This is a genomic window from Fictibacillus sp. UD (assembly GCF_043558025.1).
Taxonomy (GTDB): domain Bacteria; phylum Bacillota; class Bacilli; order Bacillales; family Fictibacillaceae; genus Fictibacillus.
Map to the genome: position 1 here is coordinate 536,129 of NZ_JARUHH010000001.1, position 13,053 is coordinate 549,181.

Annotated in this window: 13 protein-coding genes; 11 read left to right on the top strand and 2 right to left on the bottom strand. The window is 40.4% G+C overall.

Annotation, left to right across the window (positions count from 1 at the left end; all coding sequences use genetic code 11):
* Nucleotides 1-17: 17 nt before the first annotated feature.
* From P8610_RS02770 to P8610_RS02785, 4 genes are all read left to right on the top strand, one after another.
* Entirely contained in the window at nucleotides 18-677 is a 660-nt protein-coding gene (locus P8610_RS02770) for an amino acid ABC transporter permease (protein ID WP_394602994.1), read from the top strand.
* The gene (locus tag P8610_RS02775) at nucleotides 670-1,383 is read left to right on the top strand and encodes an amino acid ABC transporter ATP-binding protein (RefSeq protein WP_289497610.1); all 714 of its coding nucleotides are present in this window, start codon (nucleotides 670-672) and stop codon (nucleotides 1,381-1,383) included. The genes P8610_RS02770 and P8610_RS02775 overlap by 8 nt, the downstream gene beginning before the upstream one ends.
* A gap of 113 nt (nucleotides 1,384-1,496) precedes the next feature.
* A complete protein-coding gene (locus P8610_RS02780; RefSeq protein ID WP_289495203.1) occupies nucleotides 1,497-2,444 on the top strand; it encodes an aromatic acid exporter family protein in 948 nt (315 codons plus the stop codon).
* A gap of 379 nt (nucleotides 2,445-2,823) precedes the next feature.
* Nucleotides 2,824-3,315 (top strand): L,D-transpeptidase, encoded by a 492-nt coding sequence (locus P8610_RS02785; RefSeq protein WP_394602995.1) that lies wholly within the window; start codon nucleotides 2,824-2,826, stop codon nucleotides 3,313-3,315.
* A gap of 362 nt (nucleotides 3,316-3,677) precedes the next feature.
* Here P8610_RS02785 and prli42 read toward each other — a convergent pair whose 3' ends face one another.
* Nucleotides 3,678-3,770, bottom strand: a complete 93-nt coding sequence (gene prli42 / locus P8610_RS02790) for a stressosome-associated protein Prli42 (protein ID WP_156488399.1) — start codon at nucleotides 3,768-3,770, stop codon at nucleotides 3,678-3,680.
* 184 nt (nucleotides 3,771-3,954) lie between these two features.
* Here prli42 and P8610_RS02795 point away from each other — a divergent pair, with 184 nt between their 5' ends.
* The 7 genes from P8610_RS02795 to P8610_RS02825 all read left to right on the top strand — a co-directional run bounded on the left by P8610_RS02795 (nucleotide 3,955) and on the right by P8610_RS02825 (nucleotide 11,790).
* A complete protein-coding gene (locus P8610_RS02795) occupies nucleotides 3,955-5,595 on the top strand; it encodes an acyl-CoA mutase large subunit family protein (RefSeq protein ID WP_394602996.1) in 1,641 nt (546 codons plus the stop codon).
* A gap of 22 nt (nucleotides 5,596-5,617) precedes the next feature.
* Nucleotides 5,618-6,463 carry a methylmalonyl-CoA epimerase gene (mce, locus tag P8610_RS02800; RefSeq protein WP_394602997.1) on the top strand — a complete coding sequence of 282 codons (846 nt, stop codon included), beginning with the start codon at nucleotides 5,618-5,620 and terminating at the stop codon, nucleotides 6,461-6,463.
* Between the two features lie 3 nt (nucleotides 6,464-6,466).
* The gene (locus P8610_RS02805; protein WP_289495207.1) at nucleotides 6,467-8,014 is read left to right on the top strand and encodes an acyl-CoA carboxylase subunit beta; all 1,548 of its coding nucleotides are present in this window, start codon (nucleotides 6,467-6,469) and stop codon (nucleotides 8,012-8,014) included.
* 18 nt (nucleotides 8,015-8,032) lie between these two features.
* Nucleotides 8,033-9,163, top strand: a complete 1,131-nt coding sequence (locus P8610_RS02810; RefSeq protein WP_394602998.1) for a M20/M25/M40 family metallo-hydrolase — start codon at nucleotides 8,033-8,035, stop codon at nucleotides 9,161-9,163.
* A gap of 198 nt (nucleotides 9,164-9,361) precedes the next feature.
* Nucleotides 9,362-9,859, top strand: coding sequence for a MarR family transcriptional regulator (locus P8610_RS02815; RefSeq protein WP_394602999.1), 498 nt, complete (start codon nucleotides 9,362-9,364; stop codon nucleotides 9,857-9,859).
* 84 nt (nucleotides 9,860-9,943) lie between these two features.
* Entirely contained in the window at nucleotides 9,944-11,119 is a 1,176-nt protein-coding gene (locus P8610_RS02820; RefSeq protein ID WP_394603000.1) for a DNA polymerase IV, read from the top strand.
* 17 nt (nucleotides 11,120-11,136) lie between these two features.
* Nucleotides 11,137-11,790, top strand: a complete 654-nt coding sequence (locus P8610_RS02825; protein WP_394603001.1) for a phosphatase PAP2 family protein — start codon at nucleotides 11,137-11,139, stop codon at nucleotides 11,788-11,790.
* A 206-nt stretch (nucleotides 11,791-11,996) separates the two neighbouring features.
* On the opposite strand, the gene namA is transcribed toward P8610_RS02825, so the two are convergent.
* On the bottom strand, nucleotides 11,997-13,013 hold the full coding sequence (namA, locus tag P8610_RS02830; RefSeq protein WP_394603101.1) for an NADPH dehydrogenase NamA: 1,017 nt from the start codon (nucleotides 13,011-13,013) through the stop codon (nucleotides 11,997-11,999).
* Between the last annotated feature and the right edge of the window lie 40 nt (nucleotides 13,014-13,053).

Consider the following 13,053-nt stretch of genomic DNA (forward strand, 5'->3'; position numbering starts at 1 on the left):
GAAAGAGAGTGGTAGGCATGAACTTGGATTTTGCCCAGCTCGTGCCTTCTATTCCGTACATTCTATACGGAATATGGGTTACGTTGCAGTTCGTTGCAGTATCGTTAGTATTTGGATTTTTGTGGGGAACAGTGCTTTCCCTCTTTAAAATAGGAAAAATTACGATTTTAAGATGGTTTGCAGATGCATACACCTCAGTGTTCAGAGGTACGCCTTTAATTCTACAAATGCTGATCATTTATTATGCGATTCCGCAGCTGACAGGTGTGGATATTGGTGCATTTACCGCAGGGGTACTTACATTCGGACTAAATTCAGCCGCTTATGTTTCAGAAATTATTCGTGCAGGGATTAACGCTGTTGATAAAGGTCAAAAAGAAGCGGCGATGGCGTTAGGAGTACCGTATCGCACGATGATGTTAAAAATTATACTCCCTCAAGCATTTAAGAATATTTTGCCGGCGCTTATGAACGAGTTCATCACATTGACGAAAGAATCAGCTATTGTTTCCGTTATCGGCGCGCTTGATATTATGAGACGAGCTCAGATCGTCGGTGCTAGCAATTATCGCTTTTTTGAACCGCTTTTATTAGCAGGTGTAATCTATTATCTACTAGTTATGCTGTTGACGCTCGCAGGACGTGTGTTGGAGAGGAGGCTTGCAAAAAGTGATTGATGTTCAAGGTTTAAGAAAAAGTTTTGGAAGCAATGAAGTGTTAAAAGGAATTTCAACAACGATAAAAAAAGGTGAAGTTATAGCCGTAATCGGGCCGTCCGGTTCAGGAAAATCCACGTTCCTTCGTTGTATCAATCTGCTGGAAACTCATAGTGAAGGCTCTATTAAGTTACAAGGGAAAGACATAAAATCAATGGAGCTCCATCTTCGTAAAAAGGTAGGGATGGTGTTTCAGCACTTCAACCTTTTTCCGCATCTAACCGTGCTAGAGAATGTCACATTTGCTCCTCAACAAGTTTTGAAGGTTTCAAAAAGTGAAGCTGAAAAAGAGGCATTAGATCTGCTTAGCACAGTAGGTCTTAGTGACAAAGCAAACAGCTATCCATCTAACCTATCTGGCGGCCAAAAGCAGCGTGTTGCTATCGCAAGAGCACTCGCTATGAAGCCCGAAGTAATGCTATTTGACGAACCGACTTCAGCATTAGACCCAGAGATGGTAAAAGAGGTACTTCAAGTTATGAAGAATTTAGTGAAGCTGGGAATGACGATGGTCATCGTTACGCATGAGATGGGGTTTGCAAAAGAAGTAGCAGATCGAGTGCTGTTCATGGACGATGGGAAGCTGGTGGAGGACGAAGAACCAGTTGTATTTTTTGATAGTCCTAAAACGGAAAGAGCTAAAGCTTTTTTAGAAAAAGTACTATAATGGTTTACGAGGACTTCTTAGATGGAGTCCCTTTTTATTTGAGAAATCCTAAGTAAAGTATGGCATAATGGGATAAAATGTTGAAAGACAATCGAAAGAAGGCTTACTATTCTATGAAATTTACGATTGGTTACCGAACGTTAAAAACCGCTATAGGCGCTGGACTGGCGATTGCGATCGCGGAGTGGCTAAAGCTTGACTTTTTTACGTCTGCCGGTATCTTAACGATCCTCTGTATCAAGATTACGAAGAAACGATCGATCATTAGTTCTTGGGAACGATTTGCGGCATGTTTGCTTGGTATAGTATTTGCTGCTCTCATCTTCTCACTAGTTGGCTATCATTTTTACGCTCTAACTATTTTGTTAATACTGTTCATTCCCACACTCGTATCACTTAATCTAAAAGAAGGAATTATCACGTCTTCTGTTATTATTCTTCACTTATATACCCTTCAAAAGATTTCATGGGATATCGTACTCAACGAATTCAGTATTATTGTGATTGGTATAGGCATGGGACTTGTTATGAATCTGTATATGCCATCAATGGAAAAGACGCTGTTACATATGCAAAAAGAACTTGAGAAGAGATATAAAATCATTTTTCATGAGTTTCATCTTTATCTTGCTCATGATAAACACGAGTGGGATGGGAAAGAGATCACGGAATGTGCTGATATTATCTCAAACGCTAAAAGTCTCGCTTTTCGTGACGTTGAAAACCATTTTCTTCGTTATGAAAATCAATATTACCATTATTTTAAAATGAGAGAAAAACAGTTTGAAATCATACAGCGGATGCTTCCGATCATTTCTTCTATCGATAAAACTTATGTACAATGCGAAAGATTAGGTGAGTTTTTTGAACGTTTGGGTGCAGCAGTCCATCCTGGAAATACAGCAGTACTATTTCTGGATGACCTAGAAAAAATGAGACAAGATTTCAGAGAGATGCATCTTCCAAAAGACCGAGAAGAATTTGAGACTCGCTCTAAGCTGTACCAGCTGCTTCAGGATATAGAAGATTATTTAGTGATTAAAAGTAAGTTTAAAAAATAAGCTGTTTTCGTATTCATTTGTTGCTTTTGAAGGTAGTTGATTTCCGGTTCAGGTGCTTCGCTTTCCGCGGGGCAGGCGGTGAGCCACATTCGTAAGTTTCACGTATAAGTGTCTCACTTGCCCGCTTTAAGGAAGCATCCTTGCTCCTGCGTCTACAAGCAGTTGCTATCGAGGTGAGCTTCCTCGTCGCATGCTTTGCTTAGAAGCTTTTCAAGTGGTAGGCACGCACCTTCCACTGCAATCAACTGTCATAGAAGAAAATAAAAATAAACATTGAGAGCAACAATCTTTTAGAAAAGAGCCAAAAAATTAAACAATGCAGCTCATGAGTCACCCTTCATTAACAAATACTAACTAAAAAATGACAGGGTGATGAAGAATGGTAAAACTGAGTATTGCTTTTATCTTGTTATTTTCACCAATTTGGCCATTAGGGAATGCCGAAGCACTTGGTGACCCATATGTGATTGTTAATAAAACGTCAAACCGACTAGCATTAATTGAAGAAGGCAGAGTAAAAGAAGTTTATAAAGTGGCAACAGGAAAGTCGAAAGAGCTAACACCAGAAGGAGAATTCACGATTACCGTAAAAGCAATAGATCCTTATTATCGCAAAAAAGATATACCTGGAGGCGATAAGACCAATCCCCTCGGTTCAAGATGGATCGGCTTTGATGCTCAGAATACAGATGGACGCACTTTCGGGATTCATGGGAATAACAATCCATCAGCCATTGGAAGGTTTGTTACAGCTGGCTGCATCAGAATGTATGAAAAAGACGTGCAGGAACTTTATAGCATATTAAAGATAGGCACAAAGATTAAAGTGGTCCACTCTCATAAAAGCTTTGAAGACTTAATTAAATCATAAAAGCAACGTAAAACCCCCAGCCATCCTTCTGACTGGGGGTTTTCATGCTTTAGTATGATGTTTTTATAATGTTTTTATAAAAAGCTCTTTTCTAAAAGATTGTCACTTTTAGTTTTTTCTATTCTCATCATTTGCTAGTTGATTTGGAGCGCAAGGATGCGAGACTCCTCGAAAATTGCACTTCAAATTTTCTTCGTGCGATGTCTCGCTGCCGAAGCCTTCCTTGTCCTACGGGACGAGCGGTCAAGTGGAGACTCCTAATGGCCTAAGCGGCAGGAGACTCACCGTACGCCCCGTGGAAAGCGAGCAGCCTGGAGCAGAAATCAACCACGAACAAAAACAACAAAGTTTATAAAAACAGTTTATAAAAAGAAGGCAACCCCTGTTAGAAGACTGCTTACCACTAGCGAGATAATCATAATATAAACTACAGTTTTCATCATTTTTTGAGACACATTCATTACCTCCTATAACTTTTCCACCATAATTGTATCGTGTTTAAGTCACAGAAACAAGAATGGCAAGAAAATTCATTCTGCATTTTTCGTCGAAAATTTGCGCATTCAAGCAGGAAAAAGCGCTTACAAAACGAAAGATGTTATGTTGAGAATATTTTTCTTTGTTAACAGGAGGCCTCTAATGGATAAACAACAGCGATTAAAGAACTGGCAAGAAAAAACAGAGCAATCAATGAATAGATTTCCAGAGCGAAAAGAAAGATTTCATACGTCATCGGATATAGAAATTGAAAGACTATATGGTGCAGAAGAAGAGCATTATCAAATGGATTCATTAGGACTGCCTGGAGAGTATCCATTTACACGAGGATCTCAATCAACTATGTATCGTTCCAAATTTTGGACGATGAGACAATACGCAGGATTTGGATCTGCTGAAGAGACGAATAAGCGTTTTCGCTATTTGCTGGATCAAGGCCAAACGGGGCTATCTGTTGCATTCGATCTTCCTACTCAGATCGGATATGACTCTGATCATCCAATGGCTCGAGGTGAAGTAGGGAAAGTAGGAGTAGCTATCGATTCGATTGAAGACATGGAGGCGCTTTTAAAAGATATTCCACTAGATAAAGTAAGTACATCTATGACCATTAATGCACCTGCTTCTGTCCTGCTTGCTATGTATATCGCTGTCGCTGAAAAACAAGGCGTGGATTCTGATAAACTTTCAGGCACGATACAAAATGATATTCTAAAAGAGTACATTGCACGCGGTACATACATTTTTCCTCCAAAGCCATCCATGCGATTAATAACGGATATTTTTGGCTATTGTCAGGAACATGTGCCGAAATGGAACACGATCAGCATCTCTGGCTACCATATTCGAGAAGCAGGGTCTAACGCAGCACAGGAGCTCGCTTTCACGATCGCAAACGGACTGGCATATGTAGATGCAGCGATAGATGCGGGATTAAACATTGATGATTTTGCACCGCGTTTAGCGTTTTTCTTTAATGCACATAATCAATTCTTTGAGGAAGTCGCAAAATTTAGAGCGGCAAGAAGAATGTGGGCAAAGCTTATGAAAGAACAATACGGCGCGAAAAATCCAAAATCATGGCAGCTCCGTTTTCATACGCAAACTGGCGGATCAACCCTGACTGCACAGCAGCCAGATAATAATATAGTACGTGTTACGACTCAAGCTCTTTCTGCAGTTCTAGGAGGTACGCAAAGTCTTCACACTAACTCCAGAGATGAAGCACTAGCGCTCCCAACTGAAGATTCTGCAAGAATTGCACTTCGTACGCAGCAGATTCTAGCTCATGAAACGGGTGTAGCTGATACAGTAGATCCTCTTGCTGGGTCATATTACGTAGAACATTTAACGGATGAGTTAGAACGGAAAGCAAACGAATATATTGAAAAGATTAAACAGATGGGTGGAGCTGTTTCTGCGGTTGAACAAGGCTACATGCAGCGTGAAATTCATCATACGTCTTATGAAACACAAAAAAAGATCGAAAATGGCCAGGAAATCATTGTGGGGATGAATAAGTTTACGATTGAGAACGAACCACAGCCAGAACTATTAAGAGTAGATCCAACGCTAGGTGAAAGACAGAAAGAAAAGCTGCAAGCCTTAAAAGCGAAGAGAGATCAAAACCGAGTGAGCGCTCAGTTGGAAATGTTGCGTTCTGCCGCTAAAGGCAGTGACAACTTAATGCCGATCATTGTAGAGTGTGTAAAATCATTCTGTACGATTGGTGAAATATGCGGTGTCTTGCGAGAAGAGTTTGGAGAGTACACAGGCGCCTAAGACTGAAGAGGAGTGGAGAGAGATGACGAAAACAATACGTGTTTTAATAGCCAAACCAGGACTGGATGGTCATGATCGAGGGGCTCTAGTCGTTTCACAAGCTTTAAGAGATTATGGTATGGAAGTGATTTATACAGGTTTAAGACAAACTCCTGAACAGATCGCAGCAGCGGCTGTCCAAGAAGATGTGGACGCGATTGGTTTGTCATGCCTTTCAGGAGCTCATAATGAACTGTTTCCGGAAGTGATGCGTCTTCTTCATGAAAAAGGAGCAGACGATATTATCGTAGTCGGTGGCGGGGTGATACCTTGGGAAGACATTCCGTTCTTAGAATCGAAAGGCATTCAAAAAGTTTTTACACCAGGGACACCAACGATTGAAACAGCTAAATTTATCGAGCAAGCCGTTTTTGAACGCGATGGTATAACTGAGAAAGCAGCTGCGGTTGCGCCTGAACGTATTGACCATATCGGAATTGCTGTTCAATCACTGGATGAAACTCTTCCTTTTTATGTGAATGTTCTCGGATTGACACTTGAAGCTGTTGAAGAAGTTCCCTCTCAAAAAGTAAAAGTAGCTTTTATTAAGATTGGAGAAACAAGGCTAGAGTTACTTGAAGCTATGTCTCCTGATAGTCCTGTTGCTCAATTTATTGAAAAGCGGGGGCAGGGGGTACATCACGTTGCTTTAGGTGTGACAAACATCCAAGAACGCATTAATGAAATGAAAGCGAATGGACTCAAGATGATCCATGATGCTGCCGTTCCTGGGGCGGGCGGTGCTTCTGTTGCTTTTATACACCCTTCTTCCACTCATAAAGTGCTGTTTGAGCTTTGTGAAAAGACGAAAAATAAGGAGGAAGCGTAATAAATGGACATCTATGACAAAATTAATGAGCTGTATGAAAAGAAGACAGAGATCGAGCTAGGCGGTGGAGATGACCGAATTGATAAACAGCATGAGAGAGGGAAACTGACCGCCAGAGAGCGAATTGATCTTTTATTAGATGAAGGAACATTTGTTGAACTCAATCCTTTTATGGAGCATCGCTCTCATGATTTTGGTCTATCAGGAATGAAGGCACCTGGTGAGGGTGTTGTGACGGGTTTTGGTAAGATCCATGGTCGTCCTGTGTATTTATTTGCACAAGATTTCACGGTATTCGGCGGTGCGCTAGGTGAGATGCACGCCAAGAAAATTGCTGCTGTAATGGACCTTGCTGCTAAAAACGGTACACCTTTTATTGGTCTGAACGATTCAGGCGGAGCACGTATTCAAGAAGGTGTTATGTCGTTGGATGGCTATGGACACATCTTTTACAGAAACAGTATCTATTCAGGTGTGATTCCACAAATATCCGTTATTATGGGTCCATGTGCAGGTGGAGCTGTCTATTCACCAGCGATTACAGATTTTGTTTTCATGGTGGAAAAAACGAGCCAGATGTTTATTACAGGACCAAAAGTAATCGAAACGGTTACAGGTGAGAAAATATCATCAGAAGATTTGGGTGGCGCAGAAGTTCATGCATCGCGTAGTGGGAATGCACATTTCACAGCACCTACTGAATCTGAAGTTCTAGAAGAAGTTAGAAGGTTAATCTCGTACCTTCCGCAGAATAATAAAGAGAAGACACCCGTTTTGCCATGGGGAGATGAAAAAGACGACCGTCCAGATCTTACGGAGATTATTCCGTTTGATTCAACAAGACCTTATGACGTAAGAACAGTTATAAATGAAGTTGTGGATAAAGATTCTTTTATGGAGGTTCATGCACAATTCGCAAGAAATATAGTTGTAGGTTTTGCAAGAATAAAGGGTGAAGTGATAGGATTAGTATGTAATCAGCCAAAAGTCATGGCTGGGGGACTGGATATTGATTCTTCGGATAAAGCATCTCGATTTATCCGACTGTGTGATTCGTTTAATATTCCGATCATCACATTTGAAGATGTAACTGGATTCTTCCCTGGGGTCAAACAAGAGCACGGCGGAATCATCCGTCATGGAGCAAAAATTCTTTATGCATACTCGGAAGCGACTGTTCCCAAAATAACAATTATTCTTCGAAAAGCCTATGGCGGTGCTTATGTAGCGCTTAACAGTAAATCGATTGGTGCTGATTTAGTGTTTGCATGGCCGAACGCTGAAATTGCTGTGATGGGGCCTCAAGGTGCTGCTAATATTATCTTTGCAAAAGAGATTGAACGTAGCGAGGATCCTGAAGCGACTCGAGCAGCTAAAATTGAAGAGTACCGCACGAAGTTTGCTAATCCGTACATCGCTGCTGCAAATGGCATGGTCGATGATGTGATTGATCCACGAGAAACAAGAATCAAGTGTATTCAAGCGCTTGACATGCTGCGCAACAAGAAGGAAGACAGACCTTACAAAAAGCATGGAAATATACCACTATAAGAAACGAGGAAATACATAATGGTAAATGCAGACCGCTTGTTAAACGAATTTTTAGAGCTCGTTCAGATTGATTCTGAAACTCGACACGAAAAGGAAATTTCAATCGTACTTAAAAAGAAGTTTGAAGAGCTTGGTGTAGAAGTGTATGAAGACGATGCGGAGTCAAAAACAGACCACGCCGCAGGAAACTTGATTTGTACATTAAAAGGAAACAAAGAGGGAGTAGATACGATCTATTTCACTTCTCATATGGATACAGTCACTCCTGGTATTGGGGTTAAACCATCTATTAAAGATGGTTATGTAGTAACAGATGGTACAACGATTCTTGGAGCAGATGACAAAGCGGGACTTGCTGCAATGTTTGAAGCAATTAAGGTATTGAAAGAGCAAAACATATCTCATGGTGATATCCAGTTTATTATTACAGTTGGAGAAGAATCAGGATTAGTAGGCGCAAAAGCGATGGATGCGTCAAAGATCACAGCAAAATACGGCTTTGCGTTAGACAGTGACGGACCGGTAGGAGATATTATCGTTGCTGCTCCAACGCAGGCTAAAGTTCGAGCGACAATCTATGGGAAATCAGCTCACGCGGGTGTAGCTCCTGAAAAAGGTGTATCAGCTATTACAATCGCTGCTAAAGCGATTGCTCGTATGCCTCTTGGCAGGATTGATGAAGAAACAACTGCAAACATCGGACATTTCCATGGTGGAGGAACGGGAGAGCAGACAAATATCGTTTGTGATACCGTTTTTGTCTTAGCTGAAGCTCGTTCATTAATCAATGAAAAAATGGAAGTGCAAACAGCTAAAATGAAAGAAGCATATGAATCTGCTGCTGCTGAACTTGGCGGACGTGCTGATGTTAAAGTGGAAGTTATGTACCCTGGATTTAAATTTGGTGATGGAGATCACGTTGTTGAGATTGCGAAAAAGGCAGCGGAAAAGATTGGACGTCCACACAGACTTCTTCATAGCGGTGGTGGAAGTGATGCTAACATTATTGCAGGTCATGGTATTCCAACAGTTAACTTAGCTGTTGGTTATGAAGAGATCCATACAACAAACGAAAGAATGTCTATTGAAGAGCTGACGAAAACAGCAGAGATGGTACTAGCTGTTATAGATGTAGCAGCTAGCGAATGAAATAACTTATGACGAAACTTGGCGGATTTTCGCCAAGTTTTTGTTCTTTTATAGGACATGTTGCCTGTTTTTAATACTTTTATCAATAAATTATCACTTAAAAGTTGACATTGTATTTATGATTTATGTAAGATGTTTTTATCATATAGATGAAAATATTGGTAATTTAAGAAATCTTATTTCGGGGGAGGAAATGGGATGAGTCAATTATCGGACATGCATATGATGGTAAATTATATGCGTGGTGTGTATAAAGTTTTAGAAGAAGATTGGCAGAAATCAGCAAAAGCGATTGGATTAACACAAGCAGAACAGCATATTTTATGGATTGTATCTCTCGAAGAAGATATTACGATTTCTAAAATCGCTTATTACGGCTTGTGGGATGTATCAACCGTTATGCAGGTTATAAAGCGGTTAAAAGACAAAGGTTTTGTTAGATTAGAGAAAAAGAACGAAGACCGTCGTATATCCTATGTGTACTTAACAGAAGAAGGATTGGAAAAGCATGAAGAGTCAACGAGTTTCAACTGCCAAATATACGGATTCCTTCAAAAATGGCTGGAAGACGGAAGCAAGCAAGAGTTTTATCGCGAGCTTATTCAATTACATAAAGATTTAAATAAGCATTTTCATGGCGAAGAATTTGTGGATTGGGTAGAAGATACTGGCAAGCGGCTTCATGAGACAAGGTAGATACCTTGTCTTTTTGTTTTGTTTTTAAAGCTTGTTCGCTAACATATACTAATAGAAATAGTTTATTTTAAAAGGAGTGTTCATGTGTATCAGTCTCCAGTGTCTAAAAGAAGAATCATCTTTCATGTTGACATGAACAGCTTCTATGCTTCAGTAGAAATGGCCGAGAACCCTAATCTTCGAGGAAAGCCCGTTGCTGTAGCCGGAAATGTGGAGGAACGTAAAGGTATCATTGTGACTTGCAGCTACGAGGCAAGAGAAAGAGGAGTAAGAACCACGATGCCTCTTTGGCAAGCGAGAAAGCTTTGTCCAAATCTTGTTGTCGTTCCGCCAGACTTTGAAACATACAAAATATATTCTTCACGCATGTTTCAGCTTTTACAAGAATATACAGAATGGGTAGAGCCTGTTTCCATCGATGAAGGGTATATGGATGTGACAGACTGTGTGCATCCGCTTGAATTGGCAAAAGAGATTCAGACAAGACTGCAGAACGAGCTGAACTTACCATGTTCCATTGGTATTGGACCAAATAAATTTTTAGCAAAGACAGCTTCAGATATGAAAAAACCACTGGGTATCACCGTTCTTCGAAAGAGAGATCTTTCTGAAAAGTTATGGCCGCTGCAAGTAGGTGAGATGCATGGAATCGGAAAGAAAACAGAAGAAAAGTTAAATAAATACGGAATATTTACAGTTAAAGATTTAGCAGAAGCTATTGATTATGAGCTGAAGCACCGTTTTGGAATTAACGGAATCAAAATGAAAGAAAGAGCAAATGGCATCGATCCCCGCCCTGTAGACCCTAGTTCTGCTAGTGATTATCGATCTATCGGGAGTTCTACAACATTAAGTGAAGACTTAATCTCTGTAACAGAAGCCGATTCCGTTTTTAAACGATTAGCGGAAAAAGTTGAAACTCGATTAAAAACAAAGGGGTATGTTGCCTTAACACTTGCAATCACGATTCGATACAGTGACAGAAAAACAATCACAAGAAGTAAGATGCTTCCGAATGCTACCCAGCATTCTGTTGAAATACAAAAAACAGCTCTAGATCTCTTTCATCGTCACTGGAATCATGATCCAGTCCGTCTTTTGGGCATCACTGCAACAGAAGTGGTCGAAAAGGAACATGCGACTTATCAGCTTGATTTATTCTCTGTAGAAAAGAACGAAAAAGATGCTTTGCTTCATGATGTATTATCATCCATCGAAAGGAAACATGGTGAAGGGATCATTAAAAGGGGAAATAAGTAGCAGGAGCTGTGGATATCATGATCTCAAAAAAAAGCGTGATCAGAACGGTTGTATTAACTGCTGTTTGTCTTGGGCTTTTTATTATGTTTGCATTTATTTATAAACAGTCCAGAGTAGAATTATTTGATGTCTGGGCGATGAAAAACATTTCTGACATTCACCAGCCTGTTTTAATTGATGTTTTTACTTTTTTTACAAACTCAGCATCAAAGCCTTATCAGTATGCGATTTTTATCTTTTTTGCTGTGATCTGGCTCGTCGGCGAAAAAAAATGGATAGAGCCATTTGTTTTAGGTGTATGCCTTTTTGGAATTCGTTTTGAAAATCAATGGTTTAAGAATTGGTTTGAGAGAGACAGACCTATGTATGATCGTGTTATTGAAATAACGGGGTATAGCTTCCCGAGCGGTCACGCTATGATTTCCATCGCTTTTTTTGGATTGCTTTCTTATCTGCTCGTTCAAAACTATGCATTTTTGCGCGCTTATAGAAAATATATTTATTTTCTTACCGCACTTTTTATTGGTTTAGTGGGCTTTAGCAGGGTTTATTTAGGTGTTCATTTCCCGACAGATGTTCTTGGGGGATATGCTGCTGGCGGAACTTGGCTGCTTTTATGTGTTTTATTATATAAATGGCTCGTTGGACTTTCTAATAGAAGAGTCCATTGATAGAGAGATGTTCGAGTATGACGGTTTGGAGTTCATATGATGTTCATCACATAAAAATCGACCGTGATCACATAAAAAATGAATCTCATCACATAAAAAGTGAACTACATCACATAAAAAACGAGTGTCATCACATAAAAATAGTCAGTTAGCCTTTATAAAACAAAAACTGGCTCTATCAGAAGAGCCAGTTTCCTATCTACGCGTTACCAGCCGCGCTCATATTGTTTTGGACTTTGAAGTTCCGTTCCAAGGTCCTCTGCCGCTGATCGTGGCCAATACGGATCTTTAAGGAATTCTCTGCCGATAAAAATGAGATCAGCACGGTTGTTTTGCAGGATCTCTTCTGCCTGGCTGCCAGTCGTTATCAAACCTACAGCAGCAGTAGCGATTTCTGCTTCGTTTTTAATTTTGTCTGCAAAAGGAACTTGATAGCCAGGGAATGTGTTGATTTTTGCAGGCACAACAGCTCCTGAACTGCAGTCAACAAGGTCAACACCATCTTCTTTCATCCACTTCGCATACGTTACGAAATCTTCTGGCGTATTCCCTTCAGGGTGATAATCATTTGCTGAAATCCTAACAAATAATGGGCCGTCCCACTCTTGTCTCATTGCAACGATGATCTCTTTTAAGAAACGGTAGCGTTTTTCCTGGCTTCCTCCATAAGAATCGCTTCTTTTATTGGATAGAGGTGAAAGGAATTCATTAATCAGATAGCCGTGTGCCCCGTGGATCTCGAGCACATCGAAGCCAGCTGTCTTCGCTCTTTTTGCAGCAGCTCTAAATTGATTCACTGTTTCTTCAATCTGCTGCAGAGTCATTTCTTCCGGTGTTTTCATGTTATCTGAAAAAGCTATGGCAGATGGGGCAATGATCGGTCCATCAATCATTGCCTTGCGTCCAGCATGTGCAATCTGAATAGCGGCTTTTGAACCATTATCCTGAATGGATTTCACGAGCTGAGACAACCCTTCCACATGGCTGTCATCCCATATCCCTAAGTCTTCCGGGCTGATTCGTCCCTGAGGACTTACCGAGGCTGCTTCTGTCATGATCAAGCCTGTTTGACCGATTGCTCTTGAAGCGTAATGAGTAATATGCCATGGGGTTACTATTCCATCTTGATCGTAACAAGAATACATACACATAGGTGACATAACGATACGGTTTTTTAACGTAACGTTACGAATCGTTAGCGGTTGAAACAATAACGGTTGAATAATAAACAACTCCTTTTTCCTTTTGACGCAGTAATGTTCA

What these genes read in the sequence shown, in the direction of transcription:
- P8610_RS02770 (WP_394602994.1), top strand. Translation starts at nt 18, where the DNA reads ATGAACTTGGATTTTGCCCAGCTCGTGCCTTCTATTCCGTACATTCTA.
- P8610_RS02780 (WP_289495203.1), top strand. Translation starts at nt 1,497, where the DNA reads ATGAAATTTACGATTGGTTACCGAACGTTAAAAACCGCTATAGGCGCT.
- P8610_RS02785 (WP_394602995.1), top strand. Translation starts at nt 2,824, where the DNA reads ATGGTAAAACTGAGTATTGCTTTTATCTTGTTATTTTCACCAATTTGG.
- P8610_RS02795 (WP_394602996.1), top strand. Translation starts at nt 3,955, where the DNA reads ATGGATAAACAACAGCGATTAAAGAACTGGCAAGAAAAAACAGAGCAA.
- mce (WP_394602997.1), top strand. Translation starts at nt 5,618, where the DNA reads ATGACGAAAACAATACGTGTTTTAATAGCCAAACCAGGACTGGATGGT.
- P8610_RS02805 (WP_289495207.1), top strand. Translation starts at nt 6,467, where the DNA reads ATGGACATCTATGACAAAATTAATGAGCTGTATGAAAAGAAGACAGAG.
- P8610_RS02810 (WP_394602998.1), top strand. Translation starts at nt 8,033, where the DNA reads ATGGTAAATGCAGACCGCTTGTTAAACGAATTTTTAGAGCTCGTTCAG.
- P8610_RS02815 (WP_394602999.1), top strand. Translation starts at nt 9,362, where the DNA reads ATGAGTCAATTATCGGACATGCATATGATGGTAAATTATATGCGTGGT.
- P8610_RS02825 (WP_394603001.1), top strand. Translation starts at nt 11,137, where the DNA reads ATGATCTCAAAAAAAAGCGTGATCAGAACGGTTGTATTAACTGCTGTT.